The sequence below is a fragment of the Kribbella aluminosa genome, from assembly GCF_017876295.1.
Lineage (GTDB): Bacteria > Actinomycetota > Actinomycetes > Propionibacteriales > Kribbellaceae > Kribbella > Kribbella aluminosa.
In genome coordinates this window covers 1,605,489-1,627,281 of the sequence record NZ_JAGINT010000002.1, presented here as the reverse complement: position 1 = coordinate 1,627,281, position 21,793 = coordinate 1,605,489, and the positions used below count along the sequence as shown (strand labels likewise).

At 68.3% G+C, this 21,793-nt stretch carries 20 protein-coding genes; 5 read left to right on the top strand and 15 right to left on the bottom strand.

From position 1 onward, the window contains the following. The first annotated feature begins 15 nt into the window (after window positions 1-15). Window positions 16-2,244 (top strand): heavy metal translocating P-type ATPase, encoded by a 2,229-nt coding sequence (locus tag JOF29_RS29200; RefSeq protein ID WP_209697614.1) that lies wholly within the window; start codon window positions 16-18, stop codon window positions 2,242-2,244. 110 nt (window positions 2,245-2,354) lie between these two features. Here the strand turns inward: JOF29_RS29200 and JOF29_RS29195 are convergent, their stop codons facing one another. The 5 genes from JOF29_RS29195 to JOF29_RS29175 form a co-directional block, all read right to left on the bottom strand. Next, on the bottom strand, window positions 2,355-3,896 hold the full coding sequence (locus tag JOF29_RS29195; protein ID WP_209697613.1) for a glycoside hydrolase family 13 protein: 1,542 nt from the start codon (window positions 3,894-3,896) through the stop codon (window positions 2,355-2,357). Window positions 3,897-3,973: 77 nt separating this feature from the next. Beyond that, complete coding sequence (locus JOF29_RS29190; protein ID WP_209697612.1) at window positions 3,974-4,843, bottom strand: carbohydrate ABC transporter permease; 870 nt, start codon at window positions 4,841-4,843, stop codon at window positions 3,974-3,976. Beyond that, complete coding sequence (locus JOF29_RS29185) at window positions 4,840-5,658, bottom strand: carbohydrate ABC transporter permease (protein WP_245359573.1); 819 nt, start codon at window positions 5,656-5,658, stop codon at window positions 4,840-4,842. The genes JOF29_RS29190 and JOF29_RS29185 overlap by 4 nt, the downstream gene beginning before the upstream one ends. Window positions 5,659-5,846: 188 nt before the next feature. After that, the gene (locus tag JOF29_RS29180) at window positions 5,847-7,220 is read right to left on the bottom strand and encodes an ABC transporter substrate-binding protein (protein ID WP_245359571.1); all 1,374 of its coding nucleotides are present in this window, start codon (window positions 7,218-7,220) and stop codon (window positions 5,847-5,849) included. 162 nt (window positions 7,221-7,382) lie between these two features. After that, the gene (locus tag JOF29_RS29175; RefSeq protein WP_209697610.1) at window positions 7,383-8,375 is read right to left on the bottom strand and encodes a LacI family DNA-binding transcriptional regulator; all 993 of its coding nucleotides are present in this window, start codon (window positions 8,373-8,375) and stop codon (window positions 7,383-7,385) included. 109 nt (window positions 8,376-8,484) lie between these two features. Here JOF29_RS29175 and JOF29_RS29170 point away from each other — a divergent pair, with 109 nt between their 5' ends. After that, window positions 8,485-9,711 carry a DUF4032 domain-containing protein gene (locus JOF29_RS29170; RefSeq protein WP_209697609.1) on the top strand — a complete coding sequence of 409 codons (1,227 nt, stop codon included), beginning with the start codon at window positions 8,485-8,487 and terminating at the stop codon, window positions 9,709-9,711. A gap of 217 nt (window positions 9,712-9,928) precedes the next feature. On the opposite strand, the gene JOF29_RS29165 is transcribed toward JOF29_RS29170, so the two are convergent. The 7 genes from JOF29_RS29165 to JOF29_RS29135 form a co-directional block, all read right to left on the bottom strand. Continuing rightward, window positions 9,929-10,330, bottom strand: coding sequence for a type II toxin-antitoxin system VapC family toxin (locus JOF29_RS29165; protein WP_209697608.1), 402 nt, complete (start codon window positions 10,328-10,330; stop codon window positions 9,929-9,931). Then, window positions 10,330-10,602, bottom strand: a complete 273-nt coding sequence (locus tag JOF29_RS29160) for a type II toxin-antitoxin system Phd/YefM family antitoxin (protein WP_209697607.1) — start codon at window positions 10,600-10,602, stop codon at window positions 10,330-10,332. Before JOF29_RS29160 ends, JOF29_RS29165 begins: the two co-directional genes overlap by 1 nt. 108 nt (window positions 10,603-10,710) lie before the next feature. After that, a complete protein-coding gene (locus tag JOF29_RS29155) occupies window positions 10,711-11,553 on the bottom strand; it encodes a glycoside hydrolase family 16 protein (RefSeq protein WP_209697606.1) in 843 nt (280 codons plus the stop codon). Next, a complete protein-coding gene (locus tag JOF29_RS29150; RefSeq protein WP_209697605.1) occupies window positions 11,550-12,371 on the bottom strand; it encodes a carbohydrate ABC transporter permease in 822 nt (273 codons plus the stop codon). Before JOF29_RS29150 ends, JOF29_RS29155 begins: the two co-directional genes overlap by 4 nt. After that, complete coding sequence (locus JOF29_RS43710; RefSeq protein ID WP_209697604.1) at window positions 12,368-13,351, bottom strand: carbohydrate ABC transporter permease; 984 nt, start codon at window positions 13,349-13,351, stop codon at window positions 12,368-12,370. Before JOF29_RS43710 ends, JOF29_RS29150 begins: the two co-directional genes overlap by 4 nt. Continuing rightward, complete coding sequence (locus JOF29_RS29140) at window positions 13,348-14,721, bottom strand: ABC transporter substrate-binding protein (protein ID WP_209697603.1); 1,374 nt, start codon at window positions 14,719-14,721, stop codon at window positions 13,348-13,350. Before JOF29_RS29140 ends, JOF29_RS43710 begins: the two co-directional genes overlap by 4 nt. A 10-nt stretch (window positions 14,722-14,731) precedes the next feature. Then, window positions 14,732-15,526 (bottom strand): NAD-dependent epimerase/dehydratase family protein, encoded by a 795-nt coding sequence (locus tag JOF29_RS29135; protein ID WP_209697602.1) that lies wholly within the window; start codon window positions 15,524-15,526, stop codon window positions 14,732-14,734. A gap of 135 nt (window positions 15,527-15,661) precedes the next feature. Here JOF29_RS29135 and JOF29_RS29130 point away from each other — a divergent pair, with 135 nt between their 5' ends. The 3 genes from JOF29_RS29130 to JOF29_RS29120 are packed head-to-tail and all read left to right on the top strand — an operon-like array spanning window position 15,662 to window position 19,283. Beyond that, window positions 15,662-16,909, top strand: coding sequence for an ROK family transcriptional regulator (locus JOF29_RS29130; protein WP_209697601.1), 1,248 nt, complete (start codon window positions 15,662-15,664; stop codon window positions 16,907-16,909). After that, window positions 16,906-18,051, top strand: coding sequence for a galactonate dehydratase (dgoD, locus tag JOF29_RS29125; RefSeq protein ID WP_209697600.1), 1,146 nt, complete (start codon window positions 16,906-16,908; stop codon window positions 18,049-18,051). The genes JOF29_RS29130 and dgoD overlap by 4 nt, the downstream gene beginning before the upstream one ends. 8 nt (window positions 18,052-18,059) lie before the next feature. Beyond that, the gene (locus tag JOF29_RS29120; RefSeq protein ID WP_209697599.1) at window positions 18,060-19,283 is read left to right on the top strand and encodes a glycoside hydrolase family 27 protein; all 1,224 of its coding nucleotides are present in this window, start codon (window positions 18,060-18,062) and stop codon (window positions 19,281-19,283) included. A gap of 91 nt (window positions 19,284-19,374) precedes the next feature. Here the strand turns inward: JOF29_RS29120 and JOF29_RS29115 are convergent, their stop codons facing one another. From JOF29_RS29115 to JOF29_RS29105, 3 genes are read right to left on the bottom strand one after another with little or no spacing between them, the layout of a single operon-like run. Further along, window positions 19,375-19,800: an NUDIX domain-containing protein gene (locus JOF29_RS29115; protein ID WP_245359569.1), complete on the bottom strand. Its 426-nt coding sequence runs from the start codon at window positions 19,798-19,800 to the stop codon at window positions 19,375-19,377. 26 nt (window positions 19,801-19,826) lie between these two features. After that, complete coding sequence (locus JOF29_RS29110; RefSeq protein WP_209697597.1) at window positions 19,827-20,594, bottom strand: SDR family NAD(P)-dependent oxidoreductase; 768 nt, start codon at window positions 20,592-20,594, stop codon at window positions 19,827-19,829. Beyond that, window positions 20,591-21,742, bottom strand: a complete 1,152-nt coding sequence (locus JOF29_RS29105) for an acyl-CoA dehydrogenase family protein (RefSeq protein ID WP_209697596.1) — start codon at window positions 21,740-21,742, stop codon at window positions 20,591-20,593. Before JOF29_RS29105 ends, JOF29_RS29110 begins: the two co-directional genes overlap by 4 nt. Window positions 21,743-21,793: the final 51 nt, after the last annotated feature.

Below are 21,793 nucleotides of genomic sequence, written 5' to 3'. Positions count from 1 at the left end.
AGGAGGCACTTCATCATGACCAGTCCCCAACCCGGTCAGTCCGTCGAACTCATCATCGGTGGCATGACGTGCGCCTCCTGCGCGGCCCGGGTGGAGAAGAAGCTGAACCGGATGGCGGGCGTCACCGCGACCGTCAACTACGCCACCGAGAAGGCGAAGGTGACGTACGCGGACGGCATCTCGACCGACGACCTGGTCGCCACGGTCGAGCAGACCGGGTACACGGCGGCGCTGCCGTCGCCCGCCGTCGAGGCCTCCGCGGACGCACCGGACGAGCTGAAACCCCTGCGGGAGCGGCTGATCGCGAGCATCGTGCTCGCAGTCCCGGTGATCGCGTTCGGGATGATCCCGGCGCTGCAGTTCGACTCGTGGCAGTGGGCGTCGCTGACGCTGGCGTTCCCGGTGGTGACATGGGCGGCCTGGCCGTTCCACAAGGCCGCCTGGACGAACCTGCGGCACGGCGCCGCCACGATGGACACGCTGATCTCACTCGGTGTGGTGAGCGCGTTCCTGTGGTCGCTGTACGCGCTGTTCCTCGGCGGCGCCGGCGCGCCCGGGATGAAGATGCCGTTCACGCTGATCCCGTCCCGGGGCGGCGGCGCCGAGGAGATCTACCTCGAGGTCGCGGCCGGTGTCACCACCTTCATCCTTGCCGGGCGGTACTTCGAGGCCCGCGCGAAGCGCCGCTCGGGTGCCGCTCTCCGTGCGCTGCTGGAGCTTGGCGCGAAGGACGTCGCCGTACTGCGGAACGGGACCGAGACCCGGATCCCGGCCGACCAGCTCGTCGTGGGTGACGAGTTCGTCGTCCGGCCCGGCGAGAAGGTCGCGACCGACGGCGTGATCGTGACCGGCAGCAGCGCGATCGACGCGTCGATGCTGACCGGCGAGTCGGTACCCGTCGAGGTCGGTGCCGGGGACGCGGTCGTTGGTGCGACCGTCAATGCCGGCGGCCGGCTGGTGGTCCGGGCGGCCCGGGTCGGTGCGGACACGCAGCTCGCGCAGATGGCCCGGCTGGTCGAGGACGCGCAGAACGGGAAGGCCGCCGTACAGCGGCTGGCCGACAAGGTGTCCGGGATCTTCGTACCGATCGTGATCGGGCTCGCGCTGGCGACCCTCGGGTTCTGGCTGGGCAACGGTTCGCCGGTGGAGGTCGCGTTCACGGCCGCCGTCGCCGTACTGATCATCGCCTGCCCGTGTGCGCTGGGCCTGGCCACGCCGACCGCGTTGATGGTCGGCACCGGGCGGGGCGCGCAGCTGGGCATCCTGATCAAGGGGCCGGAGGTGCTGGAGTCCACGCGCCGGGTCGACACCGTCGTACTGGACAAGACAGGCACGGTCACCACGGGCCGGATGGAGCTGGTCGACGTACTCCTGGCTCCTGGTCAGGAGCGGTCCGAGGTACTGCGGTTGGCCGGGGCGCTCGAGCACTCGAGTGAGCACCCGATCGCGCAGGCCGTGGCGCGGGCCGCGGCTGCCGAGGGCAAGCTGCCCGAGGTCGAGGACTTCGGGAACGTCGAAGGCCTTGGTGTACAGGGGATTGTCGACGGGCACGCCGTACTCGTGGGGCGGACGCGGCTGCTGGAGGAGTGGAGCCAGCACCTTCCTTCCGAGCTCGCGCACGCCAAGGAGCACGCAGAGGCCGAGGGCAGTACGGCGGTTGCGGTCGGCTGGGACGGCGAAGCGCGGGCCGTGCTGGTCGTCGCGGACACCGTCAAACCCACGTCGGTGCAGGCGATCCGGGACCTTCGGCAGCTGGGGCTTCGGCCGGTGCTGCTCACCGGCGACAACGAGGCGGTCGCGCTGAAGGTTGCCGGTGAGGTTGGTATCGACGAGGTGATCGCCGAGGTACTGCCGGCTGGCAAGGTCGACGCGGTGAAGAAGCTGCAGGACGAGGGACGCGTGGTCGCGATGGTCGGTGACGGCGTCAACGACGCGGCCGCCCTCGCCCAGGCGGATCTCGGCCTGAGCATGGGCACCGGTACCGACGTCGCGATCGAGGCGAGCGACCTGACGCTGGTCCGCGGCGATCTGCGCGCGGCCGCGGACGCCATCCGGCTCTCCCGCAGCACGCTCCGCACGATCAAGGGCAACCTGTTCTGGGCCTTCGCCTACAACGTGGCCGCTCTACCGCTCGCGGCAGCCGGCCTGCTGAACCCGATGCTGGCCGGCGCAGCAATGGCCTTCAGCTCGGTCTTCGTGGTGTCGAACAGCCTCCGCCTACGCCGGTTCAAACCACTGACGTGATCACTGGGCATGTGGTCGTACGGCAACAATCCGAAATGTGGCCGTACGACCACCTCAACGGGAGGGGTGAACCCCTCACCTGGTCAGCCCGGCCCGGTCCCGCGACGAGTTCAGCGCAGCCAGGCGGTGGTTTCCGGACGTAGCTGCCCGCTGTCCAACGGGTTGCTCGTGATCAGCACCTCGTCATGGGGAGGCAGGTCCACCGGCGCGGCGCTCAGGTTGCTGATGCAGGTCAGGTTCTCCCGCTCGAAGGCGAGCACGTTCGGCGCGAAGTCGATCCACCTGAGCATCCCGTCCCCCAGCAGCTGCCGGCGAAGCTGCAGCCCTCGGCGGTACAAGGACAGCATCGAGTTCTGGTCGTCGTGCTGGGATTCGACCGTCAGGTTCTTCCAGTCGCGCGGCTGCGGGAGCCACGGCGTACCGTCGCCGAACCCGAACGGTGGCTCCTTCCCGGACCACGGTAGGGGCACGCGGCAACCGTCTCTCCCCCGGTCAGCGCCCTTCGATCGGCTGAAGATCGGGTCCTGGAGAACCTCGTCCGGCAGGTCCTCGACCTCGGGCAACCCGAGCTCCTCGCCTTGGTAGACGTACAGTCCACCCGGCAGCGCCATCGCCAGCAGTGCCGCGGCACGGGCCCGGCGTTCGCCGAGGATGAGGTCGGTCGGCATGCCGTGCTTGCGATCCTGATGCGAGAACGACGTGTCCGATCGGCCGTACTTCGTCACCGGGCGGGTCACGTCGTGGTTCGAGAGGACCCAGGTCGGCGGGGCGCCGATCGGGACATGGGTCGACAGCGTGAGGTCGATCGAGGCGCGCAGTTCGGCGGCGTCCCACGGGCGGGACAGGAAGTCGAAGTTGAACGCGGTCTGCAGCTCGTCCGGACGCAGGTACAGCGCGAACCGTTCCTGGTCCGGCATCCACATCTCACCGACGAAGAACCGGTCGTCGTACGAGTCGGAGATCCGTCGCCAGCCGCGGTACACCTCGTGCACCTCGTCGTGGTCGGTGTACGACTCCGCGACGCTGTCCAGGTCCTTGAACAGTACGGCGGCGCTGTCGATCCGGATGCCGTCGACGCCGCGGTCGAGCCAGAACCGGAGGATGTCGTGGAACTCCTCGACGACCTCGGGGTTGCGCCAGTTGAAGTCGGGCTGCTCCGGCGCGAACAGGTGCAGGTACCACTCGCCGTCCTCGACCTGCGTCCAGGCCGGACCGTTGAAGATCGACTGCCAGTCGTTGGGTGGACCATCGTTCTTGCCGGGACGGAAGAGGAAGCGCTCGCGCTCCTGTGAGCCCGGTTCCGCCTGCAAGGCCCGGACGAACCAGTCCTGCTGGTCCGATCCGTGGTTCGGCACGATGTCGACGATGGTCCGGATGTTCAGGGCGTGCGCCTCGGCGATGTACTCCTCCGCCTCGGCCAGCGTCCCGAACACCGGGTCGATCGCCCGATAGTCCGCCACGTCGTACCCACCGTCGGCCATCGGCGACGGGTACCACGGATTCAGCCAGATCGCGTCGATCCCCAACTCGGCCAAGTACGGCAGCCTCTTCCGCAACCCGGCCAGATCCCCGACCCCGTCTCCATTCCCGTCGGCGAAACTCCGCAGATACACCTGATAGATCGCGGCACCCCGCCACCATTCGTGACCCATCGTTCTCCTCTCAACCCGCCCCTCGCTCCGCTCGGACCGAGGGCATCTGTTCAGTTCCCCGCCAGCGGCGAGTGCTCTCATCCTTTGAGGCTTCCGGCGGTGAGGCCGGACATGATGCTTCTTTGGAACACGAAGAAGACGAGGATCGTCGGCAGGCTGGCGATGACCAGCGAGGCGATCAGGACGTTCTGGGGCATCTGGGCGGACAGGGACGCGATTCCTACGCTGATCGACATCTTCTCCGTTTCGGGCAGCACCAGCAGTGGCCAGACGAAGTCCTTCCAGACGGTGACCACCGACAGGATCGACACCACGCCGATGATCGGACGCGAGACCGGCAGCACGATCGACCACAGGATGCGCAGCGGTGAGGCGCCGTCGATCTCCGCCGCCTCCAGTAGCTCCTTCGGGATCGAGTCGAAGAAGCGTTTCAGCAGGAACACGAAGAACCCGTTAGCTGCCGCTGGCAACCAAATCGCCCACGGGGTGTTCAGCAGGTCAGCATGCACAAGCGGCACATCCTTGGCCACCAGGTACATCGGTAGCAGCAGCACCATCGGCGGAATCATCAACGTCGCCAGCATCGCCCCGAGCACCAGCTTTCCGAGCACCGGCCGCAGCTTCGACAACGCGTACGCCGCGGTCACATCAACGGCAAGCGTAAACAGCCAAGCGCCACCGGCGTACAGCACTGTGTTCTTCAGGAACACCCCGAGCTGCAGCTGATCCCACGCGTCGGCGTACACCTGGAAGTCAAACGTTTTCGGAAAGAAGCTGGGCGGGATCTGCGCGAGCTCGTCCGGCGACTTCAGGGCCCCGGTCACCATCCAGAACAGCGGGAACACGAACGCCCCGGTGAAGCCGACCACCGTCACCACGAGGACCGTCCAGTAGACGATCCGGCCGCGCGGCGTACGCAACGCCAGCGGGGAGACCAGCGTCCTCATCGCTCAGCCTCCTCGCGCGACACCCGCAGGTAGATCGTGGAGAACACCAGCAGTACGACCATCAGCATCAGGCCGAGCGCGGACCCGCCGCCGAAGTCGCCGAAGTTGAAGGCGTACTGGTACATCAGGTACGCCACGGTGACGGTCGCGTTCTCCGGGCCGCCGCCGGTCAGCAGGTACGGCTCGATGAAGACCTGCATGGTGGCGACGATCTGCAGCAACAGCATCACCAGCAGGATCAGCTTGGTCTGCGGGATCGTGACGTGCCGGACGCGCTTCAGCAGGCCGGCACCGTCCAGCTCGGCGGACTCGTACAGGTCACCCGGGATGCTCTGTAGCGCGGCGAGGTAGATCAGCGTGCCGGTGCCGAGGTTCATCCAGGTCGAGACGATGACCAGGCTGATCAGCGCGGTGCTCGTGGAGTCCAGCCAACTCAGCGGCGGGATGTGTACGACGCCCAGCGCCTGGTTGAACAGGCCCGAGCCGGGGTCGTAGAACCATTTGAACAGCAGTACGGCGACCGCCGGGGGAAGCATCACCGGCAGGTAGACGACGAACCGCAGGTAGGCCTTCGCGTGCTTCAGTTCGTTGAGTACGACGGCCAGCACGAACGGCACGGCGTACCCGATCACGAGCGCCAGCCCACTGAACGCCGCCGTGTTCAACCAGGCCGCCCAGAACGCGGGATCCGCGAACACGGTCCTGAAGTTCTCGAAGCCGACCCACTTTCCCGGGTCGACGAAGTTGTTCTGCTGAAAACTCAGCACGATCTCCCGGACCATCGGATACCAGGAGAACAACGCAAAACAGATCATTGCCCCACACAAGAACCCATACGCAGTCAGATTCCGCCCAACCGCCCTACGTAGAGCACCTGCTGTGTCGGGGACCGGAGGGTCGTCTGTCCACCTCACCACCTCCGCGGCCCGCACCACTTCCTCTGTTCCAACACCCGCCGTCCCCGCAGAGCGGGGGCGGCGGGTGTGTGTGAGTTTGTCTCCCATTACGTGTTCTTCGCCAGGATCTTGTTGGCCTTGGATTCGGCGTCAGCCAGTAGTTTGCCGACGTCGGCGTCCTTGCGGGTCAGCACCGCGGACATCGCCACGTCGAGCACGGCGTACAGCTCCTGCGCCTTCGGGGGCTCGAGTTTGTTGGTGATCTTGCCCTGGGCCTCGACGTAGGGCGTGAAGTTGTCGACCGGCACCGTCGCGTACTGCTTCCGTAGTGCGTTGATCTGCTGCCCGGGCGCACTCTCGCCGTACAGGTCCGGGATCGGCAGCCCGACCGGACGCCCCTGCGCCTTGGCCCGGGCGTAGTCGAACTGCCCCTTCCCGGGCGTGAGCTCATGGAACTCCAGCCACTGCAGCCCGGCCTTGATCTTCTCCGGCGACGCCTTCGGGTTGAACATGTACCCGTCGCCACCACTCAGCGACGACTGCCCACCCGACTCCGGTACGGCGGTCACCCCGTAGTCGTCGAACTTGCCCTTGAAGTCGTTGTTCACCGACTGCACGACGTCCGGCGCCCCGATCATCATGCCGAGCTTGCCGCCGCCCATCATGCGCATCAGATCCGCCCACTGCAGCAGCTGCTTGCTGCCCATGGAGTTGTCGTCCCAGCGCATCCGCTTCAGGTTCTCCAGCACAGCCTTGCCTGCGTCGCTGTTGAACGCCGCGGTCTTTCCGTCGTTACTGACCATCGACCCGCCGCGCGCATACAGCTCGGCGGCGAAGTGCCACCCACCCGTGTTGCCGGCCGAGTACTCCCCGAACCCGACGTACCCCGGCCCGAGCGCCGCGATCTTCTTCGCAGCCGCCCGTACGTCGTCCCACGTCTTCGGCGGGTTCGCCGGATCGAGCCCCGCCTGCGTGAACAGCTTCCGGTTGTAGACCAGGCCCATGTTGTAGTTGTTCCGCGGCAGCCCGTACGTCTTGTCCGTATTGTCATTGGCCTTGAACACGCCCATCACGTCCGGCCGCAGGTCCTTCACCGCACCGACGGTGCCGACGTACTGACTGATGTCGGCCGCCTGCTTCTTCTCGATGATCTTCCGGACGTCGGTGTAGTAGACGTAGAACAGGTCCTCCTGCGTCCCACCGGCCAGCTTGGCCTGGAACGTGTCGGGGTTGATGCAGGGGAACGCGTCCTTGCCCTGCACCGTGATGTTCGGGTGCGCTTTCTGGAACGTGGCGACGTCCGCCTCCCAGGCCTCGCGCTCCTTCGGGTTGCTCTTCGGCGGCTCGCAGCCGACCGTGATCGTCACCTGGCCGCCGGCCGAGTCCCCCGCCTGCTTCTTGTCGGCCGTTCCGCAGGACGCGGCCACCAGCCCGAGTCCCATCACCAGCAGCAGGCTGAGCCCGCGACGCGTTGTGGTCATTTCCACCCTCTCCCTCGACTCGTGCCGACACCGTAGGGAACTGAACTCACGAACGCAATACTTCGATCTGACATTGCAAAAACGTGACTTCTCATGGGAGATTGCCTGCTGCAGGCAAACGACAGCCGCCGACCGCACCGGTCGGCGGCTGCTCGGGGGTGCCTAGATTCGGGCTCGCGCTGTGGAGGCGCGGACGACGAGCTCGGGCTCGAAGAGCAGTTCGTCGGCCGGTACGGCGGCGCGCTCGATCAGCGCGACCAGCATGTCCACGGCGGCCCGGCCCATCGCGTCGATCGGCTGCCGGACGGTGGTCAGCGGCGGGTCGGTGCAGTTCATCATCGCGGAGTCGTCGTACCCGATCACCGAGACCTCGTCCGGGACACTCAGCCCGGCCCGGCGGACCGCGCGGATCGCGCCGAGCGCGAGGATGTCGCTGGCGCAGACGATGCCGGTGACGCCTGCGTTCACGAGCTTGGTGGCCGCCGCGTGCCCGCCCTCGAGCGAGAACATGCTGTGCTCGACGAGCTCCGGATCCGCCTCCTCCGCGGCCAGGAACGCGTCCAGTTTCCGCCGCGAAGGGATGTGGTCACGCGGCCCGAGCACCATGCCGATCCGCCGGTGCCCGAGCGCCCGCAGGTGGCCGATCGCCATCTCCGCGGCGACATGGTCGTCCGACGAGACCTGCGGGAAGCCGAGGTGGTCGACCGCCGCGTTCACCAGTACGGCGGGCAGCTTCCGCTCCTGGATCAGCTTGTAGTGCTGGTGCGGCGCGTCGGCCTGCGCGTAGAACCCGCCGGCGAACACCACACCGGAGACCTGCTGCTGCAGAAGCAGGTCCACGTAGTCCGCCTCGGACACACCGCCGAGCGTCCGGGTGCAGAGCAAGGAGGTGAAACCTTGCTGCGCGAGCGCGCCGCCGACGACCTCGGCGAACGCCGGGAAGATCGGGTTCTGCAACTCCGGCAGCACCAGGCCGACCAACCGCGCCCGGTCGCCGCGGAGCTGGGTCGGCCGCTCGTACCCGAGCACGTCCAGCGCGGTGAGCACCGCCTCCCGGGTGGCATCGGAGACGCCGGGCTTCCCGTTCAGGACACGGCTCACGGTCGCCTCACTGACGCCGACCTTCTTGGCCACCTCTGCAAGTCGTCGAGTCATGGTGCAAACTCTACGCCAGTTCACGCAAATTCTTGCAAGAGCTTGCGGGCACCGTTTCGCAGGCCGGATCGGCTCCCTGCGAGGTCAGCTTGCTGCCAGACTGGTACTCGTGCCTCGATTCGTCGCCACCCGCCCGGACACCGGTCTGCTGTCGCTCCCGTGGGATATCCCGCTGGAGGACTGGCCCGAAGACCAACTGGTCGCGCTGCCGCGAGGTATCTCGCGGCACGTGGTCAGGTTCGTCCGCGTCAACGGCACCGTGTACGCGATCAAGGAGGTCCTCGAGCACCTGGCGATGCACGAGTACCGGCTGCTCCGCGACCTCGAACGCCTGGAGGCGCCGTCCGTCGAACCGGTCGGCGTGATCACCGACCGGATGGACCGCAACGGCGAGCCGATCGACTCGATCCTGATCACCCGGCACCTGCAGTTCTCGCTGCCGTACCGCGCGCTGTTCTCCAGCACGCTGCGCCCGGACACCGTCAACCGGCTGATCGACGCACTGGTCGCGCTGATCGTGCGGCTGCATCTGCTCGGCTTCTTCTGGGGCGACTGCTCGCTGTCCAACACGCTGTTCCGCCGCGACGCCGGCGCGTTCGCGGCGTACCTCGTGGACGCCGAGACCGGTGAGTTGCACCAGGACATCTCCGACGGACAACGCGCGCACGACCTCTACACGGCGGAGATCAACCTATTCGGCGAGCTCCTCGACCTGCAGGAGGGCGGGCTGCTCGACGAGTCGATCGACCCGCAGGAGACGGTCGAGTCGATCCAGAAGCGGTACGAGGCGCTGTGGGCGGAGCTGACCGCTCCGGAGGAGTTCGCGAACGACGAGATGCACCGGTTGGACTCCCGGATCCGGCGGCTGAACGAGCTCGGGTTCGACGTCGCCGAGATCGACATCATCACCGACTGGGACGGCAGCCAGGTCCGGATCCAGCCGAAGGTCGTGGACGCCGGCCACCACTCGCGGCGGCTGCTGCGGCTCACCGGCCTGGACGTCGAGGAGAACCAGGCCCGGCGGCTGCTCAACGACCTGGACTCGTTCGCCGCCGCGACCGACCAGCAGAACGAGGACGAGGAGATCGTCGCGCACCAGTGGCTGACCGAGGTCTTCGAGCCCGTCGTCCGGTCGGTACCGCGGAACCTCAGCCGCAAACTCGAGCCCGCTGAGATCTTCCACGAGGTGCTCGAACACCGCTGGTTCCTGTCCGAGCAGGCGGGTCACGAGATCGACACGATGGAGGCGGCCCGCTCGTACGTGAACGACGTACTCGCGGCCAAGCCCGACGAGAAGCTGGCCCTTCCGACCGAACCGCTGCCAGAAGCTGACTGATCACCTGACTGAGTTGCTGCAACATCCAGGCCCCCACTGGCGTGCTGACAGTGGGAGGCGCTGGTGGACCCATGGGAGCAGCTGATCGTGGACAGCCTCGCGAGGCACGCCGAGGACGCCCCGAGGGACGAGCAACTGCCCTCCCGCGTTCACGACCACACCCGCTGTCGCCGCCTTCGCCGACGGCTCGGCCAAGGCCGCCTGACGGCGCTGTGGATCACGCCATCCCAGGGCTCACCACGGGGAGCCCGATCGCCTTGGCGGTGGCCAGGAGCCGACGGTCGTAGGTGACGAACGCGGTCAGATCATCGCCCAGTACGGCGTCCGCTGTAGCGAGGTGGATCCCGTCCAGCGAGCGGATCCACGGGTCGTCATAGGCGGCCGCCGTACTGCGCACCGTTTCGTCGACGTCGTAAACCGACACGTGCGCCAAGACTGCCGGCGCGGCCGTGAGCAGGGCAGGCTCCGACCGTCGCAGAGCGCGCGGCAGCTCCACTTCCACCAAGGCCGACGAGACGAAGATCGGATCAACTTGTCCGTTGAGCCAATCGACGAGCTCGTCCGACGCCGCCTCCCGTCGGACGAGCTTCACCAGTGCCGCGGTGTCCAGATAGATCATCAGTAGCGCTCCTCGTCCCGCATCTGCTCCAGGAGCGCACCAGCCTCGTGATCAGTCCGAACCTCTCCCTTCGGTCGCGAGAAGGATCTCGTCAGGCGAGCCGGCCGGAAACTGCCCGTCGCGAGCAGCCAGGCCGTTGGCGCCGGCTCAGTGGGGATCAGGCGAGCGACGACGACGCCGCGCTCGGTGATGTCGATCTCCTCGCCCTGCTTGACCCGGGCCAGCACCCGGGCCGTCTCCTGGTTCAACATCCGGATCGGAACTTCAGCCATGGCTTGAGAATAGTACATATTTGTCTGACACCCGCCTTCCTTGTCGGTCGGCAGAGAAGGTACGGGCATTCGGAGGCGGATCGGGGTTGTCCACAGGCGAATTCCGCCCTATTTCGCGCTGTACACGCGGACGTAGTCGACGTCGAACGAGTTCGGAAACCGGGTGGTCGCGTCGGGTGGTCCGCCCCGGTCGGCGTTCGCCCAGGTGCCGCTGTTCAGGACGACGTACATCGGCTTGTCCGGCACCTGGTCGCCTGTGATGGTAGACGTCGGTACGCCGTCGACCGTGAAGGTGATGTGGCCCGGTTGCCACCGGAGGCCGTAGCGGTGCCAGCCGGTCGTCGGTGCGAGGCCGGTCGCCCAGTGGCTGTCCCAGCGGACGTCCGGCCAAGTGCCCGACGCCAGCCCGCTGTGCATGCTCTCGATCGAACCGAACCACTCGGCAACGTCGATCTCCGGCGGCCAGCTGCGATCCTGCGGGATCAGCCAGAACGCCGGCCACAAACCCTTGCCGGCAGGGAACTTCGCGCAAATCTCCCAGTACCCGTACGTCTGGAAGAACTTGTCGTGCGAGGAGATGAATCCTTCTGTGTACTGGTACGTCCCCACCGGATCCGTCCCCGTCACAGGCTTGTTGTCGGTCACCAGCCGCAACTTGCCGCGCGACAGCACCACGTTGTCGTCGACGGCGTAACTCCCGTACGAGGTGTTGTGGTAGTGCCCACCCGCGCGCCCCGGGAAGTCCATCACCGTGCTCCAAAACCGCCGGTCCAGCGCCTGACCACCGAATTCGTCGTGCCAGGTGAGCCGCATCCCTGCGGGCCGTTGCTGCCCACCGGCGGTGCAGGTGGTTTCGCTCGCCCGCGGCAAGTGTCTGTCCGCCGCCTGCGCGGTGCCGGTGAGACTCGCTGCCACGAGCAGCGCTGCTATTCCGAACTGAAGCTTCATCATTTGATCCCGGAGGTGGTGAAGCCGCTGACGAAGCGGCGTTGCATGAAGAGGAAGAGGAGAAGGACGGGGAGGACGTAGAGGACGGCGCCGGCGGCTACCAGGTTGTTCAACGGCAAACCCTGGCTGTTGACGTAACCGGAGGCCATCGCGACCGCGAGGGTCGTGCTGTCCTGGCTGAGGAACATCGCCGGGCCGACGAAGTCGCCCCACGCGTGGGTGAACGACAGGATCACGCTCGCCGCGATCACCGGCCAGGACTGCGGCAGGAAGATCCGCCAGAAGATCCGGATGTACCCACAGCCGTCGATGATCGCCGCTTCCTCCAGCTCCCGCGGGATCCCGGCGAAGAACTGCCGGAACAGGAAGATCAGGAACGCGCTGCCGCCCAGCCCCCACGCCACCCACGGCCAGTAGGTGTTCACCATGTGGAGCTTGGCGAAGATCAGGTACGTCGGGACCAGCGTCACGATCCCCGGCAGCATCATCGTGGCGAGCAGGATCACGAACAGCTGCTTCTTCCCGGGCGCCGTCAGCCGGGCGAACCCGAACCCGACCCACGCCGAGCTCAGCGTGGTCAGCGTCGTACTGATCAGTGCGATGGCCAGCGAGTTCTGGGCGGCGCCGACGAAGTTGACCTTGCTGACGGCCTCGCTGTAGTTCGCGAGGCGCGGGTGCGCCGGCCACCAGGTCGGCGGGAACGACGCCATCTCGGCCGGTGACTTCAGCGACGTCGACACCAGCCACACGATCGGGCTCAGCATCACCAGGACGACGGCCAGCAGGACGACGTACAGAGCCCAGCGGTAGGAGCGGTTCATCGGCGGCCCTCCGGCTCGACGGTGTAGAAGACCGTGCGCGCACTGACCTTCAGGATCACCAGCGTGACCAGCAGAATCACGCCGAACAGCAGCCACAGCATTGCCGAGGCGTACCCGAACCGGGCGGCGCTGAAGTACTGCGCGAACACGTGGATCATGTAGAGGTAGTTGCCCTGCGGCACCGTCCCCGCGCCACTCAACGTGCCGGACGAGAGCAGCAGCGGCGCGAACGACTGCAGTGATCCGATGATCCCGGTGATCACCTGGAACAGGATCACCGGCGACAGCAACGGCACGGTGATCCGCGTGAACGACTGCCAGTACGACGCGCCGTCGACGAGCGCGGCCTCCTGCAGCTCCTTCGGGATGTCCTGCAGGCCCGCGAGCGAGATGATCATCGATCCGCCGCAGCCCCACAAAACCAGCGCATACAGCACATAGCGGACGTTCGGATCGACCAGCCAGGTGATCGGGTTCGAGCCGAGGCCGCTGAGGATGCCGTTCGCGGCGCCGGCGTCCCGGTCGAAGATCAGCCGGAACGTCAGCGCGGCACCCACCGGCGGCACCACTGCCGGCAGGTAGATCAGCCCGCGGAGCAGACCTCGCCCCCTGATCGGCTGGTTGAGCATCACCGCGAGCAGCAGCCCGGCCAGGATCGACAGCGGCACCGTGATCAGTGCGAACAGCCCGGTACGGCCGAGTGAGCTGAGTGTCAGCGGATCGCGGAAGACCTCGAGGTAGTTGTCGAAGCCGACGAAGTGCGTCCGCGGCGACAACCCGTCAGAGTCGGTCAGGCTGAGCCAGAAGGCGTAGCCGAGCGGGAACACGGTCAGCCCGACGAACCCCAGCACCCACGGCGCGACGAACAGGTAGAAGGTGCGCGCCCGCTTCAGGCTGGGCGGCTTCTTCTTCCGGCGTTCCCGCGACGTCACCAGGGTCGGCGCAGGGCTCCGTCGTACGTCGGTCGGCGTGGAGGTCACCGCAACCGCTTCTTTCCATCGGCGAGCTGCTCGTTGACCTGCTTCGTCACGGCGTCCGCGAACTGGGCGGCCGAGCTCGTCCCCTTGATTGCCTTCGGCAGCTCCCGGCCGATGATCCCGTCGATCGCGTCCAGCCGCGCGAACGGCGTGAACGACATCACCGAGAAGTGCTTCTGCTCGGCCATCTGGACCTGGTACGCCTCCTTCTGGAACGGCTGGGTCTGCGGCATCAGCTTCTGCAGCGACTTCAGCGGCGGGATGCCCCAGCCGCCCGCCGCGCGAGCCTTGGCCGGTGCGCCCGCCAGGAACCACTCCATCACCGCCCAGGCGGCGTCCTTGTTCTTCCCGGCCTTCGGCATCCACAGTCCGGTGGCGCCGTAGCAGGGGCTGATCCGCTGGCCGGTGCCGAACTGCGGCGCCGGCAGCAGATGGGCGAGTTTCGCGTTCTTCGCGTCGGTGCCGAACAGCCCGCCGAACCAGTAGCCGTCGGTGGCGATCGCCATCCGGCCGGCCTGGAACGTCGGGCCGTCCCAGCCGTTCGGATCCGGGTTCAGCACGGTCGGGCCGATGCCGGCCTTGGCGTAGTCGAGATACCAGGTGACCGCCCGCAACGCCTCCGGGCTGCTGAGGTCGACCGAGGCGAGGTCGTCGGCGAGCACCTTCCCGCCGGCCGAGGCGGTCATTCCGCAGAGCGTGATGAACACGCTCAAGCCGTTCGGGTTCAGCCCGTACACGCTGACCTTGGCGCCCTGGCGCTTGGTCAGCCGCTGGCCCAGGTCGAGCAGTTCGTCGAACGGCAAGGGCTCGGCCGAGCTCGGGTGCGCGACCTTCGCAGCGTCGAACAGCGCGGAGTTGTACCAGAGCATGGCGTCCTGCGAATAGTCCTTCGCGAACCCGTACCGCGGGCCGGCGCCCTGTTTCTGGCCGTCGAAGCGCCACAGGTCGTTCACCGGGTCGATGTCGTCGGCCTTGATCAGCGAGCTCTTCGCGAAGTACGGATCGAGGTCCTCGGCCACCTGCCGGGCCGCGAGGTACGGCGTGTCGGTCGCGCCCATGCCCCGGACCACGTCCGGAGGGTTGCCGCTGGCAAGCATCGCGGTGAGCTTGGTGAGGTCGTACTCGACCGTCTTCACGGTCAGGCCGAGCGTCTGCGACGCGGCCTTGGCCTCCTTCGGGCCGAACTCTCCCGCCTGGGACATCACCGTCACGACGCCCTTCGCGGACGATCCGCTGCCGGTGGCCACCGGCGTGTTCGTCGAGGACGCCGGTGAGCAGCCCACCGCGAGCGCGCCACCCGCCGTACTAGCAGCAACAGCTCCGCCGATGGCCAGGAACCTGCGGCGGGACAGCCCCGGGGTCGTTGTGGTCATGGTCAACCTCTCATTCGGAAGTCTGGGGGTCGAACAGCCGGCAGACGGGGCCCGACGCCGGGCCTGCCCGCTCTGCAAGGGCCTCGCTGTCGTCCTCGGGCCGGTAGCCCAGCTCGTGCCGGGCGGACGTGATGTCCCAGTGGTTGCGGGTGTTCGCGGAAACGCCGAAGTGCACGCCGAACCGCTCGCGGGCCTGGAGCGCTGCGAGCGTCAGGCGGCCTGCGTCGTCGTCGGAGAGCCACTGCCCGAGGTAGCGGCGTTCAGTCAGCGGCCAGCCGGTCAGGCCGAGCCGCAGGCAGGTGACCGAGCCGCCGGTGCGACCGGCATGCGTCCGGCCGAGCGCCTCCAGCACCGCTTTGCCCAGCCCGTACGGACAGCAGGGACGCGGGTCGAGCCGTGGATCGACCGGCCAGTACCGCGGCCGGTTGTGCTCCCCCGACGCATGCAGCGAACTGGCGAGCACGATCTTCGGTACGCCGTGTGCGGCCGCGGCGTCGAGCACCACCTGGGTCGGCCACACGTTCGCGGCGTACACGCTGTCCCAGCTCTGCCAAGGACTGCTGTTCCCCGCCAGGTGCAGGAGGGCGTCCGCATCGGCCAGGGCATCACGGGCCGACGCGGGATCGCCGATGTCGGCCTGGACCAGCGGGAGCTCGCTCGGCCCGGCCGGCACGGCGCGGTCGACCAGCCGGACCCGGTAGCGCTTGCGCAGCCACGGCAGCACCACGGTCGCGACGCGCCCCAGCCCGCCGGTGATCACCACCAGCGGCAGCTGGCCGTTCTGCGCACCGTCCATGTCGGTCATCCGGTCGCCGGGCCCGGAGCGATCCCCGGGGCTGTGGCGAAATTGTTCGAGTAGTTCGGTGTTTGTGTCAAGTCTTCGTACACAGATTGTCAGTTGAATTGACTCCGGTGCCCCGGATCGCCGATACTCGACCTCGTGGCTGCGAAGGACACCGGATCTCTCCGAGCGCTACGGCGCACCAACTCCGAACGGATGCTGTCCGCGCTCATGGAGCACGGCGCACTGCACCGGGCGGAGCTGGCACGGATCTGCGGCGTCTCGCGGACGACGGTGTCGACGATCACCGCCGACCTGATCCTCGGCGGCGTGGTGATCGAGGTGATCGGCGACCAGGTCGAGCGGGCCGGGATCGACGCGTCCGAGGTCGACGGCCGGGCCCGCGGCTTCCTGCGCGCGAACCCGGCGGCGGGCGCAGCCGCCGGTCTCGACTTCACCCTCGAGCGCGTCTGGTGCCACGTCACCGACCTGTCCGGTGCGACGCTCGCCAGCGAGGGCGTGCGCGCAGCGCCGGACACGCCGTGGCAGGAGCGGCTGACCGCCGGGCTCACGCTGCTCGACGAGCTACTCGCGCAAGCAGGTCTGGAGCGCGCCAACCTGGTCGGCGTCGCGATCGGCGTGCCAGGTCCGCTCGACCTGCAGACCGGCGTGGTCGGTCCGTCGTTACCGGGGCAGGTGTGGGCCGGGGTCAACGTCGCGGCGGAGTTCGGCCGCCGGCTCACCGTGCCTGTGCTGGTGGAGAACAACACCCGCCTGGAGGCGGTCGCGGAGTTCACCTGGGGCGCCGGCCGCGATCTCGCCGACGTCCTGTATGTCGGACTCTCGACCGGGATCGGGTCCGGGATGCTTGTCGACGGCAACCTTCACCACGGCGGCGCCCGCGGTGGCGGCGGCGAGATCGGCCACCTGTCCGCGGACACCTCCGGCGCACCGTGCCCGTGCGGGAACCGCGGCTGCCTGGTGCACTACGCATCGCTGCAGGCCGTGCTCGCGAAGCTCGCGCCGGTGCTCGGCGCGGACGCCGGCCTCGACGAGCTGCTCGCCGCCGCGGCGGACGGACAGCCGGAAACCTTACAAGCGCTCCGTGAAGCCGGTGAGCTGACCGGCCGGGTGCTCGCGAACATCTGCAACCTGCTGAACCCGGCCCGGATCATCGTCGGCGGCGAGCTCGCCCGGGCCGGCGACCTGATCCTGGAGCCGATCCGCGCAACCCTCCGCCGGACCGCGATGACCCTGACCCGCGACGCCGAGGTGGTCGCCGCCGAGCTCGACCTCGGCGCCCGCGCCGGCGCCTCCGGTGCCGCCGCCCTGGTGCTTCGGCAGACCGATCAGCTCGTCGCCGCCCTGCTCTCCGCTCCCGACCGCGAACCAAGTGAGGCCGTGTGAAGATCATCGGATACGAAACGTTCCTGGTGGCGCCGCGCTGGCAGTTCCTGCGCATCGACACCGACGAAGGAATCAGCGGGTGGGGTGAGCCGATCGTCGAGGGCCGCGCCGAGGCCGTGCAAGGTGCGGTCGCGGCGCTGATGGAGTACCTGGTCGGCGCCGATCCGCTGCGGGTCGAGGAGCACTGGCAGGTGATGGCGAAGGGCGGCTTCTACCGCGGCGGCGCGGTGCTGTCGAGTGCGCTGGCCGGGATCGACCAGGCGCTGTGGGACATCAAGGGGCGGTACCACGAGGTCCCGGTGCACGAGCTGCTCGGCGGGCCGGTCCGCGAGCGGGCGCGGGTCTACACCTGGGTCCACGGCCGCGACAACGCCCAGCTGGTCGACGAGGCACAGGCCAAGGTGGCGAAGGGTTTCACCGCGCTCAAGCTCAACCTGTCCGAGGCGTTGCCGCCGATCCCGTCGGCCGCGCAACTCCGGGCCGCGGTCAGCCGGGTCGAGGCGCTCCGGGACGCACTCGGCGACGGTATCGACATCGCCCTGGACTTCCACGGCCGATTCAGTACGGCGGCCACCCGGCAGATCCTGCCGCTGCTCGAGCCGCTGCTGCCGATGTTCGTCGAGGAGCCGGTCACCCCGGAGTTCTCCCGTGACCTGCGCCGGATCACCGAGTCGACCAGCATCCCGATCGCGATCGGCGAGCGGCTGTTCTCCCGCTGGGACTTCCGGGACGTGCTGCCCACCGGGATCGCGGTCGCCCAGCCGGACATCTCGCACGCCGGCGGCGTCTCCGAGGTCCGCCGGATCGCCGCGCTCGCCGAGACGTACGACGTGAGCGTCGCGCCGCACTGCCCGCTCGGGCCGATCACGCTGGCCGCCAGCCTGCAGATCGACTTCGCGATCCCGAACTTCCTGATCCAGGAGCAGAGCCTCGGCATCGAGTACGGCGGCGGCAACGCGCTGCTCGACTACCTGGTGGATCCGGAGGTGTTCGCGTTCACCGACGGCCACGTGCAACGCCCGACCGGTCCCGGACTGGGTATCGAGGTCAACGAGGAGGTCGTCCGGGCGGCGGCCGCGGAGCCGCACCGCTGGCGATCACCCCTGCTGCGGCACGACGACGGATCGCTCGCCGAGTGGTGACGCCGCCGATGGGCTGGAACAGCTGGGACTGTTTCGGCACCACGGTGACCGAGGACGAGGTGCTGGCCAACGCGCAGGTGATGCACGACCAGCTGCTGCCGTTCGGCTGGGACACGATCGTCGTGGACATCGCCTGGTACGACCCGACCGCGCGGTCGCACGGGTACAACGAGAACGCGCCGGTCGTCCTGGACGGCTACGGCCGCCAACTGCCGGCGCCGTCGCGGTTCCCCTCAGCCGTGGACGGCGCCGGCTTCGGGCCGCTGGCCGCGCAGGTGCACGCGCTCGGGCTGAAGTTCGGGCTGCACATCATGCGCGGGATCCCGCGGCGGGCGGTCGAGCTGGACCTGCCGGTGTACGGGACCGAGTGGACGGCCCGCGACGTCGCGGACCACGAGCACGTCTGCACGTGGAACCCGGACAACCTCGGGCTCGACCCCGACCATCCCGGCGCGCAGGCGTACTACGACGCGCAGGTGGCGCAGTTCGCCGAGTGGGGTGTGGATTTCGTCAAGGCCGACGACATGCTGGCGCCGTACCAGGACCGCGAGATCGCGGCGTACGCGCAGGCGATCGAGCGGAGCGGGCGGGACATCGTGCTGTCGCTGTCGCCGGGCACCCAGTTGTCCACGCATCACCTGGACCACCTGCGGGCGAACGCTCAGCTGTGGCGGATCTCGGACGACCTGTGGGACCGGTGGGAGGACGTGCACGCGCAGTTCGCCCGGCTGGCGCGCTGGGCGCCGTTCCAGCAGGACGGCGGCTGGGCGGACGCGGACATGCTCCCGCTCGGCCACATCGGCATCCGCGCCGAGCGCGGCGACGACCGGATGAGCCGACTCACCGTCGACGAGCAGAAGACCCTGCTGACGCTGTGGGTGATGGCCCGCTCGCCGCTGATGATGGGCGGCGATCTGCCCACCACCTCGCCGGAAACCCTTGCGCTGCTGGCCAATCCAGCACTCGCCGAACTTCTGCGGTCTTCGTCCGACGGCCGCGAAATCATCCGCGAGCCGCTGGACGACGGTGAGCTGATCGTCTGGACCGCCCAAGGCAACAACCGCTCCTACGCAGCGCTGTTCTGGACCGGCGCCGCATCCCGAGAGGTAACGCTGCCTGCCGATCTCCCAGCTCCGGCTCGCGACCTGTGGACGGACACGCCCACTACCGAGCGCGGGTCCACCGTCCCTGCGCACGGCGTCCGCTGGCTCGAACTGAGCTCACCGATCTGAGCAGGGAGTCCGTGTCCGGGGCGAACCACCCGGACACGGACTCCGACTGGACCTACTTGTAGACGACCCACAGCTCGTAGTGGCCTGACAGTTATTCGATGAGGGCCGAAAGCAACCACTTGGACCGCGGCGCATCCCCTAGTTCCTGAAGGTTTCTCACCCAGCGGGCCTCGGCGATCTCCGCGGAGCGGGTGACGGAGTCGTCGGGAGCGCAGGCGGTGAGGATCGTGAGGGTGTCGTGTTTGCCTTCAAGGGTCGTGACGGTGCTGCGCATGATCTGGAAGGCGTCGGCCGGTACGACCAGGCCCAGTTCCTCGTGGACCTCGCGAGCGGCGGCTTGCGCGGGAGTTTCGCGGGCTGGCTTGTAGCCGCCGCCGGGAAGCGCCCAGCGGTGGGTGTCGGCGTACGAGTGCCGAACGACCAGGAAACGCCCGTCCGGCAGCCGTAGCAGGGCTTTGACGCCGAAGGTGGTGGGCTTACGGATTCGCCACCAGAGTTGGAGGAACGGCGAACCCATGCGGAGCAGGATCGCGGGGACGTGCATCAGCGCGGGGGCATGCGGAGGGCGCCGTCGAGGCGGATGACCTCGCCGTTCAGGAGCTGGTTGTCGAGGATGTGCCGGACGAGCGCGGCGTACTCGGTCGGCTTGCCGAGGCGGGACGGGTGCGGGACCTGCTGCTCCAGGACCGCGCGGGTCTCCTCCGGGAGGCCGGCGAGCATCGGGGTCTCCATGGTGCCGGGGGCGATCGTCATCACCCGGATGCCCTTGTCGGCGAGGTCGCGCGCTGCGGTCAGCGTCAGCGCGACGATGGCGCCCTTGCTGGACGCGTACGCCGCCTGCCCGATCTGGCCGTCGTACGCCGCGATCGACGCGGTCATCACCACGACGCCGCGGTCGCCGTCCGCCGACGGCTCGGACGCGATCATCCGCTCGGCCGCGAGCCGGAGTACGTTGAAGGTGCCGATCAGGTTGATCTCGATCACCTGCCGGAAAGTTGCCAGCGGCAACGGGCCCTTGCGGCCGACCACCCGGCCGGGTGTCGCGACACCGGCGCAGTTCACCACCGCACGCAGCGTTCCCAGCGCCTCGGCAGCATCCAGCGCAGCGGTCACGGCGGCCTCGTCGGTGACGTCGGCCGGCGCGAACACCACCCGGTCGCCCAGCTCGTCCGCGATCGCCTTGCCCGCGGACGACGGCAGGTCGACGATCACCACGCCGAGCCCGTCCGCCGCCAGTCGCCGTACGGTCGCCTCCCCGAGCCCCGAACCACCACCGGTGACGAGGGCGACATCGGACGGGCTGAACTTCATCCCACACTCCTCAAGACGTCACGGCTGATGACGAGCCGCTGGATCTGGTTCGTACCTTCGAAGATCTGGGTCACCTTGGCCTCGCGCATGTATCGCTCGGCCGGGAACTCCCGGGTGTAACCGTACCCACCGAGCACCTGGACCGCGTCGGTGGTGACCTTCATCGCCCCGTCCGTGCAGACCAGCTTCGCGATCGCGGCCTCCCGGGTGAACGTCCGGCCCAGGTCGCGCCGGCGCGCCGCGTGCAGGTACGTCGCCCGCCCGGACTCGACCGCGGCCGCCATGTCGGCGAGCAGGAACTGGATCCCCTGGAAGTCCGCGATCGACTGCCCGAACTGCTGCCGCTCGAGCGCGTACGACGTGGCGAGGTCGAGGGCCGCCTGCGCGAGGCCGACCGCGCACGCCGCGATCCCGAGCCGCCCGGAGTCGAGCGCGGACAGCGCGATCCGCATCCCGTCACCCTCCGCGCCGATCAGGTTCGCCGCCGGGACGCGCACGTCGTCGTAGTTGACCAGCGTCGTGGTGGATCCGGTCAGCCCCATCTTCCGCTCCGGGGCGCCGAAGCTCAGGCCGTCGACGCCGGCCGGCACGTGGAACGCGGAGATCCCCTGCTTCCGGTCGTCCGACGTACGGGCGAACGTGGTGAAGAAGTCGGCGTACGGACCGTGGCTGATCCACGCCTTCGTACCGTTCAGCACGTACGAGTCCCCGTCGCGGACGGCGCGGGTGGTCATCGAGCTGATGTCGGACCCGGCCTGCGGCTCGGACAGCGCGTACGCGCCGAGCAGCTCGCCGCCGACCATGTCCGGCAGCAGCCGGGCCTTCTGCTCGTCGCTACCGAACGTGGCCAGCCCGTACGACGTCATCGTGTGCACGGAGACGCCGACGCCGACCGACATCCACGCGGACGCGATCTCCTCGAGCATCTGCAGGTACACCTCGTACGGCTGCTCGGCACCGCCGTACTGCTCCGGATAGGGCAGGCCGAGCAGGCCGGCCTTGCCGAGCGTCCGGAACGCGTCCCGCGGGAACGCCTCGGTCTCCTCGGCGTGCGCGGCATGCGGAGCCAGTTCGTGTTCGCACAGGTCCCGGACCAGGGCGAGCAGGTCAACGGATTCGTCAGTGGGCAGGAGCCGGTCGACAGCCATCAGAAACCCCTCTCAACAGCTGACGAAAATGATACTAGGAATGATACTGAA

Excerpts from the sequence above, each read along its gene's own strand:
- JOF29_RS29190 (WP_209697612.1), bottom strand. The coding sequence starts at position 4,843 with ATGAGGACGCTGGTCTCCCCGCTGGCGTTGCGTACGCCGCGCGGCCGG.
- JOF29_RS29175 (WP_209697610.1), bottom strand. The coding sequence starts at position 8,375 with ATGACTCGACGACTTGCAGAGGTGGCCAAGAAGGTCGGCGTCAGTGAG.
- JOF29_RS29135 (WP_209697602.1), bottom strand. The coding sequence starts at position 15,526 with ATGACCGACATGGACGGTGCGCAGAACGGCCAGCTGCCGCTGGTGGTG.
- JOF29_RS29155 (WP_209697606.1), bottom strand. The coding sequence starts at position 11,553 with ATGATGAAGCTTCAGTTCGGAATAGCAGCGCTGCTCGTGGCAGCGAGT.
- JOF29_RS29105 (WP_209697596.1), bottom strand. The coding sequence starts at position 21,742 with ATGGCTGTCGACCGGCTCCTGCCCACTGACGAATCCGTTGACCTGCTC.
- JOF29_RS29165 (WP_209697608.1), bottom strand. The coding sequence starts at position 10,330 with ATGATCTATCTGGACACCGCGGCACTGGTGAAGCTCGTCCGACGGGAG.
- JOF29_RS29110 (WP_209697597.1), bottom strand. The coding sequence starts at position 20,594 with ATGAAGTTCAGCCCGTCCGATGTCGCCCTCGTCACCGGTGGTGGTTCG.
- JOF29_RS29150 (WP_209697605.1), bottom strand. The coding sequence starts at position 12,371 with ATGAACCGCTCCTACCGCTGGGCTCTGTACGTCGTCCTGCTGGCCGTC.
- JOF29_RS29200 (WP_209697614.1), top strand. The coding sequence starts at position 16 with ATGACCAGTCCCCAACCCGGTCAGTCCGTCGAACTCATCATCGGTGGC.
- JOF29_RS29185 (WP_245359573.1), bottom strand. The coding sequence starts at position 5,658 with ATGATCTGTTTTGCGTTGTTCTCCTGGTATCCGATGGTCCGGGAGATC.
- JOF29_RS29140 (WP_209697603.1), bottom strand. The coding sequence starts at position 14,721 with ATGACCACAACGACCCCGGGGCTGTCCCGCCGCAGGTTCCTGGCCATC.
- JOF29_RS29195 (WP_209697613.1), bottom strand. The coding sequence starts at position 3,896 with ATGGGTCACGAATGGTGGCGGGGTGCCGCGATCTATCAGGTGTATCTG.
- JOF29_RS29120 (WP_209697599.1), top strand. The coding sequence starts at position 18,060 with ATGGGCTGGAACAGCTGGGACTGTTTCGGCACCACGGTGACCGAGGAC.
- JOF29_RS29115 (WP_245359569.1), bottom strand. The coding sequence starts at position 19,800 with ATGGGTTCGCCGTTCCTCCAACTCTGGTGGCGAATCCGTAAGCCCACC.
- JOF29_RS29160 (WP_209697607.1), bottom strand. The coding sequence starts at position 10,602 with ATGGCTGAAGTTCCGATCCGGATGTTGAACCAGGAGACGGCCCGGGTG.
- JOF29_RS29180 (WP_245359571.1), bottom strand. The coding sequence starts at position 7,220 with ATGACCACAACGCGTCGCGGGCTCAGCCTGCTGCTGGTGATGGGACTC.